Consider the following 20,570-nt stretch of genomic DNA (forward strand, 5'->3'; position numbering starts at 1 on the left):
GGAACGGACGCCGCCGGCAGCATCCATCACAAGCACACCGAGACCACCGGTTTCCTTTGTCATGTCGGACCACGCCGCACCTGGCGGACAGCGGCGACGGCGGCTTCACCGACCGACAGGAGCCTGTCGGCACGTTCCCGTACCTCGGCGTCTCCCGCGCGCTCCACGGCGACCGCCGAATCGGCAGCCTCGGTCGCACCGAACTGCCCCATGAGGCTGGCCAGACGATGGGCAGCCGCGCGTAATCGAGCCGGCTCGCTTGCGGTGTCGCGCAACTCGGCCAGCGCCCCGTTGGCGTCCTTGACGAACGAGGCAATCAACTCGCCGAACGCTTCCGGCCCCACCGCGTCGAACAACTCGTCCAACGCCGACCGATCCAGCTCGCCATCGATCGAGAGCGGCCTGGGAGTCTCGCCAGCTTGGACGTTTCGCTCGATGGCGGCATCGAGCTCGTCGACGCGGATCGGCTTGCTGATGTGATCCGTCATGCCGGCGGCGATCGCCTTCTCGCGATCGCTCACCTGCGCGAATGCCGTAAGGGCGATGATGGGCGTCGTCGCCGACGGCCCCTCGAGCTTGCGGATTCGCCGCGTCGCCTCATAGCCGTCCATGGCCGGCATCTGGACGTCCATCAGGATCAGGTCGAAAGTGCCGTTGTGCGCGGCAGCGACGGCTTCAGTTCCATCCGCAACCAGCTGGACGCGATGACCGAGTTTCTCGAGCATCGCCCGCGCAACGATCTGGTTGGCCGGCGTGTCCTCTGCCACCAGAATCCTGAGGCTCCGCTGCGTGCGAGGCCGCGGAACCGGCATTCCCTTGCCCCCGGCGGTCGGCGCCATACCTTTGCCGAAGGGCAGTTCGAACCAGAAGGTCGAACCCTGCCCGGCTTTGCTCAACACGCCGATCTGACCGCCCATGAGGTCGATCAGCCTCTTGCAGATCGCCAGGCCGAGACCGGTGCCGCCCTTGCGGCGCGCCAGGCGCAGGTCGCCCTGCTCGAAGGGCTGGAACAGACGCTCCTGGATCTCCGGTGCAATACCGATACCGGTGTCCGTGACCGAGAAGCGGATCCGCATGCTCTCTGCCCCCTGGTCGACCACGGTGGCCGACAGGGTAACGGCGCCCTGCTCGGTGTATTTCACCGCATTGCCCAGCAGGTTCAGGAAAACCTGGTTCAGGCGATCGCTGTCGCCCGATACGACGGGCGGAATGTTTCCGGCAAAGGCCATCGCGATGTCGATCTGGTCCGCGCCCGGCAGTCCACGCGCAATGTCTATGGCGCTCTCGGCCAGGGCGTTGAGATCGAAGTCGGCCTTCTGAATGGTGAGACGGTTCGCCTCGAGGCGTGAGAAGTCCAGGATGTCGTTGATGATCTGAAGCAGATGAGCCGCCGAGTCCTCGATGATGCGGACGAAGCGCTTCTGGATCTGATCGAGCTTCGTGTCGGCCAGCATGTTCGACATGCCGATGACGGCGTTCATCGGCGTCCGGATTTCGTGACTCATCATGGCGAGAAAGTCGGTCTTCGCCTGTGTCGCCTCTTCGGCATCCGCCCGCGCACGGCGCAGGTCGACCATGGTTGTCTCCTGGCGGGTCAGGAGCGTGGCGATCCATCCCGTGAGGCCCAGCAGCAGCAGCGCGAACAAAGCCGTGCCGAGCCCAATGAACCAGGCGGTAGTGTACCAGAGTTCCAGGATCAGCTCGTCGGTCGCCGTGACGTTGACCACGAGCGGATAGTCCTTGAGCGAGCGGGGGGCCACGATCCGCATCTGACTCGAATCCTTGTCGGCCAGGCGCGGGCCCGTGGTGACGACGGCCCCGCCTTCGCTGCCGCGGCTGATGATGTCGCGGAACACCGCCTGATCCCTGAATGACTTGCCGATCAGCTCGTCTCGCGTCGGATAGCGCGCGAGCAGGATGCCGTCGCTTCGAAACAGCGAGATGGCGCTCTCGTCGCCGATGCTCACGGCCTTGAAGAAGTCCTGGAAGAAGCTGCTCTCGATGCCTGTCAGGACGAGGCCGAGCACCTCCCCTGTCCGGCTCTTGATCTTGCGCGCGAGATAGAAGGTCCATGTGCCGGTCCCGCGATTCTTGACCGGAACGCTCAGAAACACGTCGAGCTTGGGATCGGCCATATGGGCCTTGAAGTAGTCGCGGTCCGCCAGATTGATCCGGGGCGGGGGATAGGAACGCGTGAAGTTGATGATGTCGCCGTTCGGCGCGACGATCGTGGCCACGTCGACCTGTGGCACGCTGCTCGCCTTGTTGCGGAGCATGTCGAAAATCTCGCGCGTGCCCATCTCTTGACGGAACTCGTCGACGTTGGCGATGTCGGCGTCGTGCACGCGGTCGCTGATGCTCTTGAGGACCAGGTCGGCGGCCTTCATCGTCTGGTTGGTCGAAGCCGCAAGGATCGTGGACATGTTGGAAAGATTCACCTTCCACTCTTCGATGGTGGTCTGATGCGACCGCCACAGCATCAGCGTTGCGCCCGCCACCATGATGCAGACTGTCAGGATCCCTCCCGCCAGAGCCGTACGACCACGCCGGCTCAGGCGCCGCGGGAGGAAGGGTCTCGATACGGCGGTCTCGCTCATTTGTTTTCGTCCGGATGCGGGTTCGAATCTATCCTGGGAGCAAGAGTAGCGCCTGCGCAGCCCGCCCTCTAATAGGGCCAATCGATGCTCGTTAACTACCATATGTAGCCTTGCGCCGTCTTCGGTTTGCAATTTGCAACGCAAACTCAGAGTGGCCCGACGCCGATTCGCAAACTGCAAACGCAGCGGTCGACGGCAACGGCCCTGCATCACCGAACAATGCGCCCGGCCTGCATCTGCACGATCCTGTCCGTGAACTGGGAGGCTGCTCGCGGATCATGGGTGATCAGGATGACGGTGCGGTTCGCGGTCTCCTCACGCAACGAAGCCAGGAGACGCCCGGCCGTCGCCGCATCCAGATTTTCGGTCGGCTCGTCGAGAATGAGAAGCCGGGGATTGCGCAAAAGGGCACGGGCGATAACGAGGCGGCGCGCCTGGCCGGCAGAAAGGCGCGCCCCCGCCTCCCCGATCCAGGTGTCGATGCCGTCGGTCAGATCGAGCACGAATCCGGCGAGTTGCACGATCTCCAGGACACGGTCCATCGCCGCCGCATCCGCGTCCGGAGCGGCCATGAGGAGGTTGTCGCGGATCGTCCCGTTGAAGAGCTGGGCATCCTGCGTGGCAACGCCGACCATGCGACGCAGGTCGTCGGGCCGATAGCGGCGCAGGTCGTGACCGCCCAAACGGATCTCCCCTTCATACTCCCAGAATCGCAGCAGCAGTCGCGCGATCGAACTCTTGCCGGCACCGCTCGGGCCCAGGATCGCGAGATGATCGCCATCCGCGATCTCGAGATCGAGCCCATCCAGGGCTGGCGGCAGATCGGGCGCGTAGCGCAATCGCACGGAGGAGAAGACGACGCTGGCATCGTGCGGCACCGGCGACGGCGCCGGTCCGGCGACGATGGTCGGGCTCTGGTCGGCCAATTCGAAGATGCGGCGCGCCGCGGCGCTCACTTCGCCCCAGCGCTCCATGGCCGCGGGCAGGGGCGCGATCGCCTCGAAGGCCGCGAGGGCAACCAGCGCCAGCGCCGGTACGAGAGCGGGGGCAAGTCCCGCCGCAACGCTCGCCGCGGCCAGCAAGGCCGCACCCCACAATGCCAGACCTGCCGAGAGACCGACCGCGGCCTCCGCCACGACCCCCGCCGTCGCGGCACGGCACTGGTTGCCGGCGAGGCGATCGCCCAGCCCGTCGAGAACGACGAGGTGGCGCTCGACGGCGCCGGCGGCGCGCAGATCCGCAAGGCCCTGCAGGAGATCGACCGCCGCCACGCGCAGATCGGCGCGCGATGCGACGGCATCCGCGCCCGGTGCGGCGGCGGCCCGGCGCGCCAGCGCCGGAACGGCGAGACCTGCCACGACCAGCAGCACTGCCAGCAAGACGGCAGTCGGCGGATGCAGGACGGCCACCGTCGCCACGACCGCGACTCCGCACACCAGCGCCACGGCGACCGGCGAGGCGAGACGCAGGTAAGCATGCTGCAAGGTATCGACGTCGGCCTGCAGGCTGCCAGCCAGGTCGCCGCCGCGTCGCGACTGGAGTTGGCCCGGCGACAGGGGGACGAGCTTTCGGAACAGCCAGAGGCGGAGCCCGGCGAGCAGCCGGAACGTGGCCTCGTGGCTCAGCAACCGGTCGGCATAGCGACCGCCGGTTCGCACTATGGCGAAGAAGCGGATTCCCGCCGATGGCAGGAAGTAGTTCATCATGCCGGTGGTGACGCCGGCGATCCCCATGGCCGCGATGAACCAGCCGGCGACGCCCATCAGGGCCACACTGGCCAGAACGGTGGCGCAGGCGACGAGGACCGAGAGGCTCATCCAGCCGCGCCACGGCCACGCCAGGGCGAGCAGCCGGCGCAGGACGGTCCAGTCGCTCATGGCGACAGCCCCGCCTCGCGCAGGAGGCTTGCAAACCGACCGTCGCCCGACGCGATCTCTGCACGCGGCCCCTGCTCCACGATGCCGCCCTCGTCGAGGAAAACGACCCGATCGGCGAGATGCACGGTGGCGAGGCGATGGGTGACGATCAGCGTCGTGCGACCGATGGCGAGCCGCCGGATGGCGTCGACCACGGCTGCCTCGGTGTCGCGATCGAGCCCGGCCGTGCCCTCGTCGAGAAGCAGAACCCCGGCCTGCTCCTTGAGAAAAGCCCGTGCCAACGCCACGCGCTGGACCTGGCCGCCCGACAGTGTCTCGCCATGCTCGCCGAGCGGCGTATCGTAGCCTTGCGGCAGGGCCATGATGAACGCGTCGGCGGCCGCCCGCCGGGCGGCGGCCCGCACCTGGTCGAGACCGGCGTCGGGATTGCCCAGCCGGATGTTGTCGAGCACGCTGCCCGCGAACATGTGCGGGCGCTGAGGCACCACGGCGACATGGCCGAGCCAGTGCGCAGGGTCGAGGCCGGCGAGGTCGTGGCCGTTGACCAGGATCCGCCCCGACTGCGGATGCACGAAACCCAGCAGAAGCGACAGCAGCGTGCTCTTGCCCGATCCGCTCGGCCCGACCAGGGCCACGATCTCGCCCGGGGCGATGCGCAAGGAAAGCTCCCGGACAGCCGGCCTGTCCGGCTCCCAGGCGAAGCCCACGGCGTCGCATTCGATCGTGATGGCGGTCCCGAGCGGCGGCCGTCTCGTACCGGCCGGCAACGGCGTCGTTGCCCGCAGGTCGAGTATCCGCTCGACCGCCGCCAGAGATTCCATGCGCGCGTGATAGTCGAGACCGAGCTGCCGGAGCGGCGCGTAGAACTCGGGCGCCAGCAGCAGGACGAAGAACGCGGTTTCGAAGTCCAGTTCACCGTCGAGCAGGCGAAAGCCGATCAACACCGCCACCAGCGCGATGCCGACGACCGCGAAGAATTCGAGTGCCAGCGTCGTCAGGAAGGCGACCCGCAGCACCGCCATGGTGCTGCGGCGGTAGTCCTCGGCCGCCTCCGCGAGGCGCTCGGCCTCCCGGTCCCCCGCATTCAGCAGCCGCAGCGTGGTGAGCCGCTGCAGCCCGTCGAGCAGGCGCCCCGACAGGCGCATGAGCCGCAGCCATTGCTGCCGGTTGAGCCGCTCCGCGCCCAGTCCCAGCAGGACCATGAACAGCGGGATGACCGGCGCGGTCGCCAGCAGCACCAGCCCCGAGATCCAGTCCCGCGGCAGCACGACGGCCAGAACGAGCAGCGGCAGCACGGCGAGCACGCCGAGATGGGCGAGGTAGCGCGACACGTAGGCATCGAGCGCGTCGACACCTTCGAGCACGACCGTCGCGGCCTCGCCCGTGCTGCGGCCCGCCGTCGCCGCCGGACCGAGCGATGCCAGATGGCGCAGCAGCATCGAGCGGATGCGCGATTTCACCTTGGCGGCCGCCGCGAGCGCGGAGCGCCCCGACGCCGCGGCAAGGACGAACCGCACCCCCAGCAACGGGAGCACGGGCAACAGCCAGGGAAGCGCCGACGAGACGGATGCCTTTTGCATGACCACCGGGGCGATGGCATTGGCCAGCAGCCAGGCCTGCGGCACGGCCAGCGCCGCCGCCAGTGCGCCCAGCACGCTGGCGCGCCGCACGCCGCTCTTCGCCGCCGCCGCGATCTCGCTACGCAGCCAGCGCTCGGCACCGGCACGACGACGGCGAGGCGCGTCCACCGAAACCTCGGTCATGAGGGAGGGATCGTCAGGTCAGTGCGAGGGATGCCGTGGGGCCGGCGGCGCTTCGACGGCGCTTGCGAGGTCCAGCGCCTTGCCAGACCCGCGCGCCGCCTGGGCGGCATCCTCCTGCGCCTCGAACAACACGCCCGCGGAGACGGCGACAAGCACCATGAAGCCCGTGCCGAGGAACCACGACAGGTACCAGGGCCCGTAGTCACCGAGGATGATGCCGAACAGGATGGCGAGGCCCGCCAGCGTCATGGCGATGATGTAGCGCACGAACATGTCCGGCCTCCCTCAGTAGGCGTGGTCCGAGGTCTCGACGTGCTTCACGCCGATCTTGCCGCGCATCACCCAGAACGCCCAGCTCGTGTACCACACGATGATCGGCATGAAGATCAGGACGAAACCCACCATCCAGGTCAACGTCACGCGGCTGGAGCCCGAGTTCCAGAGCGTGAGACTGTGCCCGGGATTGCTGGACGACGGCATGATGAAGGGGAACATCGCGGCACCGACGGTCCCGATCACGCCGATCCAGGCCAGGGCCCCCAGCCACCAGGCGAGGATCGGCTGCCGAATCGCATGTGCCAGCGCGCCCAGCAGCAGCCCGGCATAGACCAGCGCCGGCAACAGCCACAGCGCCGGATGGGCCGCATAGTTGGCGAGCAGCCCGCCGGGCACACGCGTCACCTGCTGGTGCAGCGGAGTCTGAGGCACGCCGGGAAGAGGTCCCGCCACCAGCTTGAAGCCCTCGATGGTGGAGACCCAGAAGCCCGCGATCGTGAAGATCGCCAGCGCCGCCAGCCCGCCCGCGATCGCGGCGCGACGCGCGCGCGAGCCGATCGGATCGTCCGCGCCGCTCGCCAGACAGGTACCGCCCATATAGACCGCAAGCGCCACCGACATCAGCCCGCACAGGACGGCGAAGGGGTTGAACAGCCACAGGAAGCTGCCGGTGTAGAAGGAGGTCAGGCGCCAGTCGAAGTGGAACGGCACACCCTGCAGCACATTGCCGATCGCCGCGCCGAACACCACCATCGGCAGCAGGCCGCTCAGGAACAGGGCCGTGTCCCAGACACGACGCCAGCCGGCCGACGGCAGCTTGCTGCGATACTCGAAGCCCAGCGGCCGCAGGATCATGCTCCAGAGCAGCAGCAGCATGACGATGTAGAAGCCGGAGAAGGCGGTCGCATAGACCAGCGGCCAGGCCGCGAAGATCGCGCCGCCGCCCAGGATGAACCACACCTGGTTGCCGTCCCAGTGCGGACCAATGACGTTCAGCGCCACCCGCCGCTCGGAGTCGGTGCGCCCGACATAGGGCAACAGCGTCCCCACGCCCATGTCCATGCCGACCATGGCCCCGATGCCGGTCAGGAGCACACCGAGCAGGCCCCACCAGACGATCAGGAGGATCATATAGGTTTCCATGACGCGCCTCCCTCAACGCGCCGCGAGCGCATGGCCGGCGGGACCGACGGCGGGTACGGGAACAGCGGCGCCATGCTCCTCCGGCCCTTTCCGGATGAACAGCAGCATCAGGTAGACCTCGACGATCGCGAAGGCGGTGTAGAGCAGAATGAATCCGGAGAGCGAGAACACCATGTAGGCGACGCTGTGCGTCGACGCCGACAGCCACGTCGGCAGCATCTCGTTGACGGTCCAGGGCTGGCGGCCGACCTCGGCGACCAGCCAGCCGAACTCGCAGGCGAGGAACGGCACCGAGATCATCAGCACTGCGCTCCACTGGAACCAGCGCTGCCGCTCGACCTGGTTGGAGAGGGTCATCAGGGTTGCCAGCACGAGGTAGGCCAGCATCAGCAGGCCGAAGGCGACCATGAAGCGGAAGGACCAGAAGACGATCGACACGTCGGGAATGGTGTCGCGCGCGGCACGGGCGATGTCGGCGTCGGTGATCTTCGTCAGGTCGCCCTGTGGCGCATAGCGGAGGACCAGAAAGCCGTAGCCCACATCCTTGCCGTGCGCCTTGAACTGGGCGAGCGCGGCTTCGTCGCGCGGATTGGCGCTCAGCTTCTCCATCGCCTGAACCGCCGGGATGCCGTTGCGGATGCGCTCCTGCGCCTGGACCTGGAGCTGGTCGATCGCCGGCACGACTCCGTCGAGAGAATGCGTGACCAGGATCGACAGCATCGCGGGAATCTGAACCGTGAAATAGTTCTTCTGCTCGGCCTGGTTGGGAAAGGCGATGGCGTTGAACGCCATCGGCGCCTTCTCGGCCGTCCACAGGGCTTCCATCGCGGCCAGCTTGGTCGGCTGGACCTTGGCGCCGACATAGCCCAGCGCATCGCCCAGCGTGATCACGCCGGCGCCGCCCAGCATGCCGAACACCGCGGCGACGCGGAACGAGCGCCGCGCGAGATCGAGATGGCGCCCTTTCAGCATGTACCAGGCGCTGACGCCGCAGACGAAGATGGCCGCCGTCACGTAGCCCGCGAGCACGGTATGGACGAACTTGGACTGCGCGTCGGGATTGAAGAACAGCGCGCCGAAGTCGTGCAGTTCCATGCGCATGGTGATGGGATTGAACTCGGCGCCCTGCGGGTGCTGCATGAAGCTGTTGGCGACCAGAATCCACAGCGCCGAGAAGTTCGAGCCCAGCGCGACGGCATAGGTCACGATGAGGTGCTGGGCCTTGGACATCCTGTCCCAGCCGAACACCATCAGGCCGATGAAGGTGGATTCCAGGAAGAAGGCCATCAGGCCCTCGATCGCCAGCGGCGCGCCGAACGTGTCGCCGACGAAGCTCGAATAGAAAGACCAGTTGGTGCCGAACTGGAACTCCATGGTGAGACCGGTGGCGACGCCCAGCGCGAAGTTGATCAGCAGCAGGCGCGTCCAGAACTGGGCCATGCGCTTGTAGATCTCGCGCCCCGTCGTGACGTAGATCGTTTCCATCACGGCCAGCAGCACGGTGAGGCCCAGCGTCAGCGGCACGAACAGGAAGTGGTAGAGCGCCGTGGCGGCGAACTGCGCGCGCGACAGGTCCACGACAAGATCATTCACCATGTGCCAACCCTACTCCCCTCAACGCATGCCCGGATACTCCAACGGACGCAGCGGAAAATACAGCCGGCGGGCACAGGCTTCACTTGATCCTGATCAAGCACGCCGGCCCCTGCAAGACCTCCCGCGCACGACAATGCACAACCGCCGGGATCGGCAGTCGAACAGCGGGAAATCGGGCTGGGCCGCAGCACCGGGCGAATGCGATAGTCGGGCCATGACGAATGAGCGCAAGGGCCCGTGGACCGTTCTTTCCAAGAAGGACGTCTACGACAATCCATGGATCCGGTTGACCCATCACGAGGTGCTGACGCCGGCGCAGACACCCGGCATCTACGGACTGATCCACTACAAGAACATCGCCATCGGCGTCGTGCCGATCGATTCCGAGGGGCATACCTATCTGGTAGGCCAGTATCGCTTTCCGCTCGGGGCCTACAGCTGGGAGATCCCGGAGGGGGGCGGCGCACACGGTGTCGACCCGCTCCAGTCCGCCGCCCGTGAGCTTCGCGAGGAGACCGGCCTCGTGGCGGGCCACTGGCGCAAGATCCTGGAGTGCGATCTCTCCAACTCGGTGTCCGACGAGCGCGCCGTCGCCTATGTCGCCTGGGGCCTCACGCAGGGCGAAGCGGAACCCGAGGCCACCGAAGACCTGGCGGTGAGACGCGTGCCGCTGGCCGAAGCGTTCCGCATGGTTTCGGCTGGGGAAATTCGCGACGCGTTGAGCGTGCTCTCCCTTCAGGCCGTTCAGATCCTTCAATTGCAGGGCAAGCTCGATCCACGCGATCCTGCCTGAGGGTCACCCGGCGCTTGCGAAAGCGACGAGACGGTTGATCGCGCTCCGGCACCCCGAATAATGGCGCGGCAACAAAGGAACAGGAAATGCCCGCGTCGTACGAAACCCATCGCAAGCAGCTCGAACTGATCCTGGAGGCCTGGGGCATGCCGAAGGCCACCGCCGTCGGCACCGCCGAGATCATGAGCTGGGCGGACCTCCACGGCATCGACACGCACGGCATCTCGATGGTGCCGCCCTACGACGAGCGGCGACTGGCCAACAAGCTCGACCTGCGCGCCGAGCCAAGGGTCCTGAAGGAGACACCGGTATCGGTGCTGGTCGACGGTGCCGGGGGCCTCGGCCATCCCGCCGGACGGCGCGCCATGGACATCGCGATCGAGAAGGCGAAGAAGACCGGTATCGGCGTGGCGGCGGTGCGCAACTCCGGCCATTTCGGCGCCTGCGGCTTCTATGTGCTGCAGGCCGTCGATGCCGGCTTCATCGGCATGGCCACGACTTCCGCCAGCGGCATCAACATGGCGCCGACCAACGGCGCCCAGGCCCGCCTCGGCACCGATCCGATCGCCTTCGCCGCGCCCGGCAAGCCGGGCGAACCGTTCCTGCTCGACATGGCGACCACGACCGTCGCCGCCGGCAAAATCCGCAACAAGGCGAACGAGGGTCTGCAGACGCCGACCGGCTGGCTGGTGACCAAGGACGGCCTGCCCAGCACCGACCCGCACGAGGTCAGCAAGGGCGGTTACATGACGCCGCTCGGCGGCACGCCGGAAGGCAGCAGCCACAAGGGCTACGGTCTCGGCGCCATGGTCAACATCCTGAGTTCGGCTTTGTCGGGCGGCGCGATGGTGACGGACCCGACGCGCAACACGCGGCCCGGCCCGATCGACATCGGCCACTTCTTCCTCGCGATGGATCCCGGCATGTTCCGCGACACCGCCGACTTCCAGGCCGATGTCGCCGCCTTCTGCGACACGCTGCGCGCGACGCGGCCGGCCGATCCCGCGAAGCCCGTGCAGGTCGCCGGCGATCCCGAGCGCCGCATCGCCGCCGCCCGGATGAAGACCGGCATCCCCGTCGGCCCCAACCTGCTCGCCAAGGTCAAGGAGATCGCGCTGGCATCCGGCGCCGACTGGATCATGGAGGGCTGACGGCCTTGTGGCGGCCGTCTCCGGCGCGGCTGCTGCCCGCCAATCCCGCGCTCTACGACGGGCCGGCGATCTCCTTCTGGGTCGCCGTCGCCTGGCTCGTCGCCATCACCGTGCGTTCCTGCATCCATCTGCTGGCGCCGGACGGCGGCGCGCAGTCGATCGCCACGATCGACGTCACGGGCGTGGCCGGCGGCTCGAACATCGTGGCCATCTTCGGTCAGTGGGGAGCGATCCAGCTGCTGCTCGCCCTGCTGCTCTGGGTCCTGCTGCTGCGCTGGCGCGGAACCGTACCGCTGGTGCTGCTGGTCTTCACCCTGGAGCCTGTGCTGCGCGGGCTGGCGGGACACCTCAAGCCGGTGACGACGATGGGCACGGCGCCGGGCGCAGAGATCAACTGGCTGGTGCTGCCGGTGATGGCGTTCTTCTTCTATCTGTCGCTTTGTCCGGTGCGCCGCTAACGGGGCTCAAGCGCGACCGAGAAAGTCGAGGAGCGCCGCATTGAAGGCGTCCGGCTCGACCACGTTCACCGCATGCCCGCCATAGTCGACGAGTTGCAGGTCCGCACGGGGCAGGCCGGCCGCGAGTTCCCGCGATTTGCTGGCAGGTACGAGCACGTCGTCCCGTGCCCCCATGACGAGGACCGGCGTGCGGATGGTGGCGAGGTCCGCCGTCGCGTCGAAGCGCAGGAGCGCGCCGATCCGGCGGCGCAGCGTCTCCTCGCCCTGGAAATGAGCCAGCCCGTGCTCGTCTTCGTGGCGCGCCCGCTCCGCGTTCTCGGCCAGCCACAGGGCCGGATAGAGGAAAATCGGCTGGGCCCGCACGTAAGCCGCGGGGCCGGCATGCTCCAGCAACAGCAGCCGCGCCTCGAAGCAGCGCTTCGTATGTTCGTCCGCCTTCGCCCAGCCGTTCACCACGGTAAGCGACACGAGCCGCTGCGACACCCTGCGGGCGAGATCCAGCCCGACCAGTCCGCCGAGCGCGTGTCCCACGAAGTGACAGGTTGTGGTGCCGGTTTCGTCGAGGATCGCCAGCACGTCGTCGGCCATGGCGCCGATCGAGTATGGTTCCGGCAGGTCCCGCTTCGCTCGCCCGGTTCCCGCCTGGTCGTAGGTGATCACGCGGTAGTGAGCGCGCAGCGCGGCAAGCTGCGGCGCCCAGTATCCCGCCGCACCGCCCAGGCCCGATGACAGCAGCACGGTCGGTGCCCCCTCGCGGGCGCTTTCGAGGACGTCGACGCTCACTTAGCGCTTGCCGACATGCGCCGTCGTGGCGATCTCGACCAGCGCGTCCTTCTTCACGAGGCCGCACTGGATGCAGTAGCGCGCCGGCTTGTCGCCGGGAAAGTACGTCGCATAGACGGTATTGATGGCGGCGTAGTTCGCCCAATCCGTCAGGAAGATCTGGTTGAACGTGACATCGGACATTGTGCCTCCGGCCGCCTCGATCACCGACTTGATCTGCTCGAGCACGAACTCGGTCTGCTTCGCGGCATCACCCACGTGGACGACGTTGGTCTCCTTGTCGAGCGCCAGCGTCCCCGAGACGTAGACGATGCCGTCGGCCATCGCGCCGGGAGAATAAGGCGCCAGGGTCTTGCCGGAACCGACCGGGATCACGGGTTTCATCGGCATCACTCTACTCCCTTGGTCGTCAGCGTCGGATTGGTGTTGTCCTTCAGCGCCTTCTGGAACGCCTCGACCGACGAGACCCAGCCGAAGAACTTCTCGATGTTGTAGAGCGATGCCTTCTGCACGAAGTCCGGGCCGGCATGATGGCAGGCGTCGTGGAGGACCACGCCGAAATATTCGAGGAAGAACCCGTCGCGCAACGTCGACTCGACGCACACGTTGGTCGCCACGCCCGTGAACACCAGCGAGCGGATGCCGCGCGAGCGCAGGAGGCTGTCGAGGTTGGTGTTGTAGAAGGCCGAGTAGCGCGGCTTCGGCACCACGATATCGCCGGCCTGCGGCTGCAGCTCCAGCACCAGCTCGTAGTCCCAGCCGCCCTTGGCCAGCAGCTTGCCCTGCAGCTCGGGCCTCGCCCGCATGGTCTTGAGCGCGTTCGACTTGTGGTAGTTGGGCGAACCGGGCCCGCCCGCTTCCACATAATCCGGATCCCACCCGTTCTGGAAATAGATCACCGTCACGCCGGCCGCGCGGGCGGCGGCACAGGCTTCCCTGGTCTTCTCGATCGCGGCAGCGGCACCCGCGACGTCGAACCCGGCAAGATCGAGATAGCCGCCCTTCGAGGCATAGGCGTTCTGCATGTCGACCACGATCAGTGCGGTCTCCTGCGGACGGATCAGCAGTGCCTCCGGCTTCGCCTCGAGATGGCGTGCGTTCGGATCGTCGGGCGGAAAGTAGCTGACGGGCGTGCTCATTCGGCAGCCTCCGCGACAGGGGCGACGGCGGAGGCGATGTGCCGTCGGCTCTTCATCAGAGGCTGGATGCGCTCGCCGAAGATCTCGGTCCCGCTCACGAACTCATCGAAGGTGAGCAGCGTGCCCGCCAGGCCGGGGATCATCGCGACCTCGTCCATCATCCGCGCCACTTTGGCATGGCTGCCGACGAGCAACCCGATGTTCAGGTTCACCGCCGATTTCGGATCGATCATGTGCTTCACGTTGGTGTCGGCACCCGACTTCTTGTCGGCACTGCCCTGATCGGTCAGCCACTTCAGGGCTTCGAGATCCGCACCGTCCCGGTAGTGCTGCCACTTGGCTTCCGCTTCGGCATCGGTCTCGCCGGTGATGATCATGAACAGCGCGTAGGTCGCGATGTCCCGGCCGCTGCCGGCGGCGATCTTCTGCATGCGCTCTACGGTGTCGGCACAGGCGGTGGGCGTGTTGTAGCCTTTGCCGAAGCAGAAATTGTAGTCCGCATACTTCGCCGTGAAGGCCATGCCGGCGTCGCTCTGGCCGGCGCAGATCACCTTCACCGGCTGCTGCGGCCGCGGGCTCAGCTTGCAGTCCTCCATCCTGAAGAACTCGCCCTTGAAGTTGGAGGTGCCGGTCTCCCACAGGTCGCGCATCACCTGGACATACTCGGCGGCGAAATCGTAGCGCCGGGCGAAGTATTCATCGCCGGGCCAGATGCCCATCTGCGAGTATTCGGGCCGCTGCCAGCCGGTGATGACGTTGAGGCCGAAGCGGCCGTTGGAAATCGAATCGATCGTCGAGCACATGCGGGCCGCGATCGCCGGCGGGATCGCGAGCGTCGGCACCGTCGCGTAGAGTTTGATGCGGGTGGTCACGGCGGCGAGACCGGCCATCAGGGTGAAGGATTCGAGATTGTGGTCCCAGAACTCGCTCTTGCCGCCGAACCCGCGCAGCTTGATCATCGACAGGGCGAAATCGAAGCCGTACCGCTCGGCATTGAGCGTCGTCTGCCTGTTCAGGTCGAAGCTCGGCCTGTACTGCGGCGACGTCGTCGAAACGATCCAGCCGTTGCTGCCGATCGGGATGAATACGCCGATTTCCAAGAGCCGCCTCCAGGGAAGATGACTCCGCAGACTTTCCCAAAAGCCGCCGATCCGGTCACTTTCTATAGTTTCCGCGACGCGTCGCGATGGCCCGGGAGTTGCATTGTGATCGGACTCGGCGCGGATCGCAGCCGGGGCGCGATCGCCACCGTCGACACGCTGCTCGCTCCCGTACGGAACCGGGTCGCCAGGCCGGGAGCTCGCAACGTGGGTGCGAAGGCTTGATCCAGCGCAAGGTCGCTCGGCCGGCGGACGGGCAAATTCAAGCCATCCTTCGAAGGACTGGCCCATGCCCCCATCGACCACCTTGCTCGACTATCTGACGACTTCGGACATCGTCGTCTTTCTGGGCGTGCCGCTTGGCCTGTTGACCATTGTCCTCGCGCAGCAAATTTTCGCGACGAGGACAACCGCCAGGATCGCTGGCTCATCCGCGCGCCAGCCGCCACAGCCTTCGATCACGAAGGACCCGGCGGCGCGACAGCGCCGCGGCAATGAGAGTCTCACGCGCTAGCGATCTCGCCGCCGGCGATCCATCGCACCCGCCTCGATCGCAAGGCTCGGCGTGGGCAGTGCGCTCTCGATCGTCTACGCCGCTCCCGTTGCGCTACGCGGACGCAGTCTCGCCGATGGCCTTTGCCCCGAGCAGCGCGTCGATGTCGGTCTCGCTGTAGCCGACTTCCGCGAGGATTTCGCGCGTATGCTCGCCGAGCCGCGGCGGCAGGCGGCGGATGGCGGCCGGGCTTTCCGAGAAGCGCGCCGGCGGGCGGGCCTGCTGGATCGTGCCTTCCGTCGGGTGCTCCAGCTTCTGAAACAGGCCGACGGCCTTGAGATGCGGCTGCTCGCCCACCTCCGTCATCTTGGCGAAGGAGGCATGCGGAACGTCGATCTTGAGCAGCAGCTCTTCCCATTCGGCGGTGGTTCGCTCGAGGGCGATCCTGTTCATGCGCGCGTAGATCGCGTCGATGTTGGCCGCCCGCTTGATCGGGTCGCGCACGGAGAATTCCTCGATGCATTCGGGATGGCCGACCGTCTCGAAGAAGGTGCACCAGTTCTCGCCGGAATAGGGAAGCATCGTGAGCCAGCCATCCTTGGTCTTGACCGGACGGCGCTCCTTCACCCGCTTGTAGCCCGAGGGGCCGATCGGGGGCACGAAGGCGTGACCGCCCAGCATCTCGATGCTGTTGAAGGCCGCGACCGTCTCCAGCATCGGCACCTCGACCAATTGGCCCTTGCCGGTCCGCTCGCGATAGACCAGCGCCGCCGCCACCGCACCGGCAAGCGCGAGACCGCAGAGCTTGTCGCCGACGAGACTCGGCACGAAGGCCGGCTCGTCGTCGGTGCCGATGGACGAGGCAAGACCGGAGGCGGCCTGGACGATTTCGTCGAATGCCGGGCGCTTGGCCCACGGCCCGTCCTGACCGAAGCCGGTGGCGGCCGCGTAGATGATCCGGGGATTGAGGGCCTTGCAGGCCTCGTAACCGAAACCGAGCCTTTCCAGGGCGGCGGGACGGATGTTGGTCACCAGCGCGTCGGCCCGGGCGATGAGACGCCGCAGCACCTCCGCGCCCCCGGCGGTCTTGAGGTCGATCGCCACGCTGCGCTTGTTGCGGTTGGCGGCCATGAACTGGCCGCTCATGCCGCGGTTCCGGAACTGGCCGGTGTAGCGCCACTGGTCGCCCGTCAGCCCCTCGACCTTGATGAGATCGGCGCCCCAGTCGCCCAGCGTCTGCGCGCCGAAGGGACCGAACAGTACGGTCGTGAGGTCCAGAATACGAATGCCGGCGAGCGGCCCGGTAGCCTCGGTCATGGCAGATCCCGCGAATGGTCGGTGCGACGTCTCAGATAGACAAGCGCACGACACAGCGAAAGTGCGGCCAGCCGGTCATCGAAACGCGGCGTCCGCCGCCGTCGCTTTTCCCCGCAGGACCGACGCAGCCGTTCCCGCTCAGACCGGGTTCGTCGGCCCGGAGGTCAGGCGGCGCATGTGGCGGCGCATGCCGTGATAGTCGTTGATCGCGTTGTGCATCGTGCGCCGGTTGTCCCAGATCGTGAGCGTGCCGGGCTTCCAGTGGACGCGGCAGGTGAATTCGGGCCGCGTCGCATGCGCCTGCAGCCAGTCGATCATCGGCTTGCTCTCCTCGGGCGTCATGCCCTCGAAGGAAACCGTGTGGCCGATGCTGCAGTAGAGCGCCTTCTGGCCGGTCTCCTCGACGGTGCGCACGATCGGATGCACCGCCTCGTAGGAATCGGCATCCTCGGTGCCGGTGATCTTCATGCCGCCGACCACCGAATGGTGCGCCTTGCGCCCGCCCAGATGCTTGAGGCCGGCGCTGTTTACGCCCTTGAGCGTGCCCAGCATCTCCTTCATGCGGTTCGACAGGCTCTCGTAGGCCGCGACCATGTCGCAATAAAGCGTGTCGCCGCCCCGCTCCGGCGTCTCCAGCGCATAGAGCAGCGTCGCGAGCGGCGGGGTCTTCATGTAGGTCGTGTCGGAATGCCAGCCGCCGCCGAAATTGCGCGTCTCCGACGGCTCCTTGACGATGTCGAACAGGAACGGGAAATCGTCCATGCCCTTCACGAAGGGATAGTGGTTGGGCTCGCCGAAGCGCGCGCCGACATCCATCAGGTCCTGCGGCGAAAGATCCTGGTCGCGGATCGCGATCACCTTGTAGTCGAGGAAGGCCTGGTGGACCTGTGCCCAGTCGTGATTGTCCATGGCACGCAGGTCGACACCGGTCACCTCTGCGCCCAGCGAGCCGGCGATCGGCGTCACGGTGATGCTGTTGCGGGTCATGGCGGCTCCTGATGTTCGCGACTTCGTCACTCGACGATTAAAGACCCGCCAGCCCCCCGACGACAATGGCCTCCGCCCGTCTTCAGCTCTTGAAGCCGAGATCGCGGGCGATGATGTTCTTCTGCACCTCGCTGGTTCCCTCGCCGATCACGTAGACGAGCGCGTCGCGATGGATGCGACCCACCGGATACTCGCGCATGATGCCGGCGCCGCCGTGGATGCGGATCGCCTGTTCGCTCACCGAAACCGCCGTCTCGCTCGCGACGAGTTTGACCCGCGCCGCGGTCGCGGAGTCCAGGGTGCCCTGATCCACCCGCCAGGCGCCGTAATAGACGAGCCAGCGGGCCGCCTCGATCGCCGCCGACATCTCGGCGAGCTTGTGTGCGATGGCCTGGTAGTCGCCGATGCGCTTGTCCGCGACCAGTCGTTCCCGCGCATAGGCGGTGGCCGCGTCGAAGGCAGCACGCGCCATTCCCAGCGCATTGGCCGCGACTCCCACCCTGTTCTCGCTGAGCGAATCGAGGATCACCGGATAGGTCCCCAGCCGCTCGCCGAGGACACAGTCGTCGGGCACGAACACGTCCTCGATATGAATCAAGCCTGTCTCGGAGGCGCGGATGCCTTCCTTCCTGAGCTTGGAAATCTCCATGCCCTTCGCCGGCAGTTCCACGATGAACAGGCTGATGGCGTCGCCCCTGAGTTCAGGCGCGGTGCGGGCGGCCACCAACAGGAAGTCGGCGATGGGCGCATTGGTGATGTAGAGCTTGCTGCCATTCAGCTTCCAGCCACCCCCGACCCGTTCCGCGCGGGTCTTCAGCCCGCGAATGTTGGAACCGCCGTCGGGTTCGCTGAGGGCAAAGCCCGCAATCTTTCGCCCCGCGACGGCCGGGCGGAAGAAGCGCTCGCGCTGCGCCGGCGTCCCGGCCTTCCAGATGGGCCAGATCCCAAGGTGGCTGTGCGCCGACCAGCTCGAGGCGAAGCCCTGGCTCATGTAGCTCAGCTCTTCGCGGACGATGCAGTCGCTGACCTTGTCCAGTCCGCTGCCGCCATCCTCTTCCGGGTACCGCACTCCGAGGAGGCCGAGTTCACCCCAGCGCGCGAACACCTCACGCGGCAGGGTCTCGGTCTCTTCCGCAGCGGCCACCAGTTTCCGATGCTCCGTCTCGCAGAGGCGGCGCACCGTCTCGCGCACCGCCTCGTGCTGCTCCGAAAAGGAGAAATCCATGACGAACGCTATCCTTCACTCGAGCTTGAGGTTCAGGTCCTTCACCATCGTCGTCCAGACCTGGAGCTGGTCCTTCTGATAGGCGACGACCTGCTGCCGGGTGGACGGCGTGGGAACAAGTCCGCTGTCGAGGAGCTTCGCCTTGATGGCGTCGTTCTCGAGGACTTTTACGACCTCCCTGTTGAGGCGGTCCTGGATCGCTTCGGGCGTTCCGGCGGGCGCGACCAGAGCCCACCAGCCGTCCATGACCGGCGGCGTGGCGAGGCCGCTTTCGGCGAAGGTCGGCACGTCGGGCAGCAGCAGGTAGCGCTTGGCCGACGGCACGCCAACCGGGCGGACCTTGCCGGCACGGATCATGGCGAGCGACGCGGGCACGTCCGCCACCATGATCTGCACATGGCCGCTGATCAGGTCGGCAAGACCGGGTGGCACCGACTTGTAGGGAACGTGCGTCATGTCGAGCTTGTGCGCGTTCTTGAAATGGCCGCCATAGGCGATGCCGCCGGTGTTGCCGCTCGCGTAGTTGTACTTCCCGGGATTGGCCTTGATGAGCGCGACCAGCTCGCCCGCCGTCTTCGCCGGCACGTCGTTGTTGACCAGCAGGACGTAGTTCACCGACGCGACCAACGTGATGTAGGTCAGGTCCTTGACCGGATCGTAGCGCACGCCGCTCGTGAGGCCGCCCGGACTGGCGGCAAGGCCCGAGTTGGTCAGCAGCCCGAGCGTGTATCCGTCGGGCGGCGACTGCACGACCAGCTCGGTGCCCAGCGTCGTGTTGTTGCCGGGTTTGTTCTCGATGACGATCGGCTGGCCCAGCGCCTGCGTCAGGGGCTCGGCGAGGATGCGGGCGAGAATGTCGCTGCCGGAGCCAGGGCCGAACGGAACGATCAGCCTGATCGGCTTGCTGGGATAGGGCTGCGCGGAAACGCCTCCCGCCTGCAGAAGAGACGCAGCCGCGGCCAGTATGGCGAACCAGCGAAAGAACCTCATGCCTTCTTCCTCCCATTATTGTCGTGTTTGTTGCTCTGCTTATACCATCGCCTCGACCTCGCGGGACCGATGACGGGCCTCAGTCGTTGATCACCTCCGTTGCCGTTCGACCTACGTGAACCTGTACTGCCTCTGAAAGAACGCCGAATGCACGCCGCCGGCAGGCGGCCGGGCCGCGATGTGTTGCGTGACATGGGCGTCCGGGGAACCGTTGCCTGCCACCATCAGGACGACATGATCCACAGGAATGGTTGCGAGGACCCGTTTCTCCAGCAATTCACCGAAGACGGCTTCCGGCTCGCCTTCCGGAACGGAAGTCCAGTAGCGCAGCGCGTTCAACATACTCCGCGTGCGAGCATCGTAGGCTTCGATGTCGCCGGCAACGTAGTGCGTTCCAAGCGTGCCGATCCGGGCAATGCAGATGGGCTCGCCGGTCGCCGAGGGATCCTCGGCGCTGTGATCGGTGTGAAGCCCGTGGGGCTGGGGCACGGTGAACTTTCCGAAGGCGTAGTGTCCCTTGCGGTACCGCGCCGCTGGGAACAGGACCTCGATCATTCGATCGACGTCGGCGTTGTAGAGCCGTGCGTAACTGGCCATCTGATCGGACGGTCCATCCACGAACTTCCCAGCGAACCAGCCGTCGTCGACATACTCCGTTTGCACACCGTCGCATCGCCGCGCCTCTTCACCGATCGCTTCGACGGCGGCCTTGCCGAATCGCGCGATCGGAATAGGCAGGCGCGTCTGTGCCTCGCGGTCATTGAAATTCGAGTGCAACCGGTGGATGACGGACCATTGCTCGCGCGAGAGCGGCAAGGGTTGCAGAATCCTGAGCTTGGTTTCCAGCGCCGCCCACGCCTCGCCGAGCGTCGTCATGCGGCC

The 20,570-nt window shown here is 66.6% G+C and carries 19 protein-coding genes; 4 read left to right on the forward strand and 15 right to left on the reverse strand.

Annotated elements, in window-relative coordinates; translation table 11 throughout:
* Positions 1-59: 59 nt before the first annotated feature.
* From LJ725_RS11225 to LJ725_RS11250, 6 genes are read right to left on the reverse strand one after another with little or no spacing between them, the layout of a single operon-like run.
* Entirely contained in the window at positions 60-2,807 is a 2,748-nt protein-coding gene (locus LJ725_RS11225; RefSeq protein ID WP_230551009.1) for a hybrid sensor histidine kinase/response regulator, read from the reverse strand.
* Positions 2,807-4,474, reverse strand: a complete 1,668-nt coding sequence (cydC, locus tag LJ725_RS11230; RefSeq protein WP_230550743.1) for a thiol reductant ABC exporter subunit CydC — start codon at positions 4,472-4,474, stop codon at positions 2,807-2,809. The genes LJ725_RS11225 and cydC overlap by 1 nt, the downstream gene beginning before the upstream one ends.
* Complete coding sequence (cydD, locus tag LJ725_RS11235) at positions 4,471-6,237, reverse strand: thiol reductant ABC exporter subunit CydD (protein ID WP_230550744.1); 1,767 nt, start codon at positions 6,235-6,237, stop codon at positions 4,471-4,473. Before cydD ends, cydC begins: the two co-directional genes overlap by 4 nt.
* An 18-nt stretch (positions 6,238-6,255) precedes the next feature.
* The gene (locus LJ725_RS11240; RefSeq protein WP_230550745.1) at positions 6,256-6,510 is read right to left on the reverse strand and encodes a hypothetical protein; all 255 of its coding nucleotides are present in this window, start codon (positions 6,508-6,510) and stop codon (positions 6,256-6,258) included.
* Positions 6,511-6,522: 12 nt separating this feature from the next.
* Positions 6,523-7,656, reverse strand: a complete 1,134-nt coding sequence (cydB, locus tag LJ725_RS11245) for a cytochrome d ubiquinol oxidase subunit II (protein ID WP_230550746.1) — start codon at positions 7,654-7,656, stop codon at positions 6,523-6,525.
* 12 nt (positions 7,657-7,668) lie between these two features.
* A complete protein-coding gene (locus LJ725_RS11250) occupies positions 7,669-9,252 on the reverse strand; it encodes a cytochrome ubiquinol oxidase subunit I (protein WP_230550747.1) in 1,584 nt (527 codons plus the stop codon).
* Positions 9,253-9,466: 214 nt separating this feature from the next.
* On the opposite strand from LJ725_RS11250, the gene LJ725_RS11255 reads away from it, so the two are divergent.
* The 3 genes from LJ725_RS11255 (at position 9,467) to LJ725_RS11265 (ending at position 11,654) form a co-directional block, all read left to right on the forward strand.
* Complete coding sequence (locus LJ725_RS11255; RefSeq protein WP_230550748.1) at positions 9,467-10,045, forward strand: NUDIX domain-containing protein; 579 nt, start codon at positions 9,467-9,469, stop codon at positions 10,043-10,045.
* 86 nt (positions 10,046-10,131) lie between these two features.
* A complete protein-coding gene (locus LJ725_RS11260) occupies positions 10,132-11,196 on the forward strand; it encodes an Ldh family oxidoreductase (RefSeq protein ID WP_230550749.1) in 1,065 nt (354 codons plus the stop codon).
* A gap of 5 nt (positions 11,197-11,201) precedes the next feature.
* Positions 11,202-11,654: a hypothetical protein gene (locus tag LJ725_RS11265; protein WP_230550750.1), complete on the forward strand. Its 453-nt coding sequence runs from the start codon at positions 11,202-11,204 to the stop codon at positions 11,652-11,654.
* A 6-nt stretch (positions 11,655-11,660) separates the two neighbouring features.
* On the opposite strand, the gene rutD is transcribed toward LJ725_RS11265, so the two are convergent.
* From rutD to rutA, 4 genes are read right to left on the reverse strand one after another with little or no spacing between them, the layout of a single operon-like run.
* Positions 11,661-12,437, reverse strand: a complete 777-nt coding sequence (rutD, locus tag LJ725_RS11270) for a pyrimidine utilization protein D (protein WP_230550751.1) — start codon at positions 12,435-12,437, stop codon at positions 11,661-11,663.
* Positions 12,438-12,827, reverse strand: coding sequence for a pyrimidine utilization protein C (gene rutC, locus LJ725_RS11275; RefSeq protein WP_230550752.1), 390 nt, complete (start codon positions 12,825-12,827; stop codon positions 12,438-12,440).
* Positions 12,827-13,576 (reverse strand): pyrimidine utilization protein B, encoded by a 750-nt coding sequence (gene rutB, locus LJ725_RS11280; protein WP_230550753.1) that lies wholly within the window; start codon positions 13,574-13,576, stop codon positions 12,827-12,829. The genes rutC and rutB overlap by 1 nt, the downstream gene beginning before the upstream one ends.
* Positions 13,573-14,676, reverse strand: a complete 1,104-nt coding sequence (gene rutA / locus LJ725_RS11285; protein WP_230550754.1) for a pyrimidine utilization protein A — start codon at positions 14,674-14,676, stop codon at positions 13,573-13,575. Before rutA ends, rutB begins: the two co-directional genes overlap by 4 nt.
* Before the next feature lie 289 nt (positions 14,677-14,965).
* Here rutA and LJ725_RS11290 point away from each other — a divergent pair, with 289 nt between their 5' ends.
* Positions 14,966-15,190: a hypothetical protein gene (locus LJ725_RS11290; RefSeq protein WP_230550755.1), complete on the forward strand. Its 225-nt coding sequence runs from the start codon at positions 14,966-14,968 to the stop codon at positions 15,188-15,190.
* Positions 15,191-15,283: 93 nt separating this feature from the next.
* Here the strand turns inward: LJ725_RS11290 and LJ725_RS11295 are convergent, their stop codons facing one another.
* From LJ725_RS11295 to LJ725_RS11315, 5 genes are all read right to left on the reverse strand, one after another.
* Complete coding sequence (locus tag LJ725_RS11295) at positions 15,284-16,486, reverse strand: CaiB/BaiF CoA transferase family protein (RefSeq protein ID WP_230550756.1); 1,203 nt, start codon at positions 16,484-16,486, stop codon at positions 15,284-15,286.
* A gap of 138 nt (positions 16,487-16,624) precedes the next feature.
* Positions 16,625-17,473, reverse strand: coding sequence for a TauD/TfdA dioxygenase family protein (locus tag LJ725_RS11300; RefSeq protein WP_230550757.1), 849 nt, complete (start codon positions 17,471-17,473; stop codon positions 16,625-16,627).
* 82 nt (positions 17,474-17,555) lie between these two features.
* Entirely contained in the window at positions 17,556-18,698 is a 1,143-nt protein-coding gene (locus LJ725_RS11305) for an acyl-CoA dehydrogenase family protein (protein WP_230550758.1), read from the reverse strand.
* Positions 18,699-18,713: 15 nt separating this feature from the next.
* Positions 18,714-19,688 carry a Bug family tripartite tricarboxylate transporter substrate binding protein gene (locus LJ725_RS11310; protein ID WP_230550759.1) on the reverse strand — a complete coding sequence of 325 codons (975 nt, stop codon included), beginning with the start codon at positions 19,686-19,688 and terminating at the stop codon, positions 18,714-18,716.
* Positions 19,689-19,799: 111 nt separating this feature from the next.
* Positions 19,800-20,564: a hypothetical protein gene (locus tag LJ725_RS11315; protein WP_230550760.1), complete on the reverse strand. Its 765-nt coding sequence runs from the start codon at positions 20,562-20,564 to the stop codon at positions 19,800-19,802.
* Positions 20,565-20,570 lie beyond the last annotated feature (6 nt).

This window comes from Reyranella aquatilis (genome assembly GCF_020880995.1).
Lineage (GTDB): Bacteria > Pseudomonadota > Alphaproteobacteria > Reyranellales > Reyranellaceae > Reyranella > Reyranella aquatilis.

Coding starts and splice junctions, on each gene's coding strand:
- LJ725_RS11225 (WP_230551009.1), bottom strand. CDS start 2,807: ATGCAGGGCCGTTGCCGTCGACCGCTGCGTTTGCAGTTTGCGAATCGG.
- cydC (WP_230550743.1), bottom strand. CDS start 4,474: ATGAGCGACTGGACCGTCCTGCGCCGGCTGCTCGCCCTGGCGTGGCCG.
- cydD (WP_230550744.1), bottom strand. CDS start 6,237: ATGACCGAGGTTTCGGTGGACGCGCCTCGCCGTCGTCGTGCCGGTGCC.
- LJ725_RS11240 (WP_230550745.1), bottom strand. CDS start 6,510: ATGTTCGTGCGCTACATCATCGCCATGACGCTGGCGGGCCTCGCCATC.
- cydB (WP_230550746.1), bottom strand. CDS start 7,656: ATGGAAACCTATATGATCCTCCTGATCGTCTGGTGGGGCCTGCTCGGT.
- LJ725_RS11250 (WP_230550747.1), bottom strand. CDS start 9,252: ATGGTGAATGATCTTGTCGTGGACCTGTCGCGCGCGCAGTTCGCCGCC.
- LJ725_RS11255 (WP_230550748.1), top strand. CDS start 9,467: ATGACGAATGAGCGCAAGGGCCCGTGGACCGTTCTTTCCAAGAAGGAC.
- LJ725_RS11260 (WP_230550749.1), top strand. CDS start 10,132: ATGCCCGCGTCGTACGAAACCCATCGCAAGCAGCTCGAACTGATCCTG.
- rutC (WP_230550752.1), bottom strand. CDS start 12,827: ATGCCGATGAAACCCGTGATCCCGGTCGGTTCCGGCAAGACCCTGGCG.
- rutB (WP_230550753.1), bottom strand. CDS start 13,576: ATGAGCACGCCCGTCAGCTACTTTCCGCCCGACGATCCGAACGCACGC.
- LJ725_RS11290 (WP_230550755.1), top strand. CDS start 14,966: ATGCCCCCATCGACCACCTTGCTCGACTATCTGACGACTTCGGACATC.
- LJ725_RS11295 (WP_230550756.1), bottom strand. CDS start 16,486: ATGACCGAGGCTACCGGGCCGCTCGCCGGCATTCGTATTCTGGACCTC.
- LJ725_RS11300 (WP_230550757.1), bottom strand. CDS start 17,473: ATGACCCGCAACAGCATCACCGTGACGCCGATCGCCGGCTCGCTGGGC.
- LJ725_RS11305 (WP_230550758.1), bottom strand. CDS start 18,698: ATGGATTTCTCCTTTTCGGAGCAGCACGAGGCGGTGCGCGAGACGGTG.
- LJ725_RS11310 (WP_230550759.1), bottom strand. CDS start 19,688: ATGAGGTTCTTTCGCTGGTTCGCCATACTGGCCGCGGCTGCGTCTCTT.
- LJ725_RS11315 (WP_230550760.1), bottom strand. CDS start 20,564: ATGACGACGCTCGGCGAGGCGTGGGCGGCGCTGGAAACCAAGCTCAGG.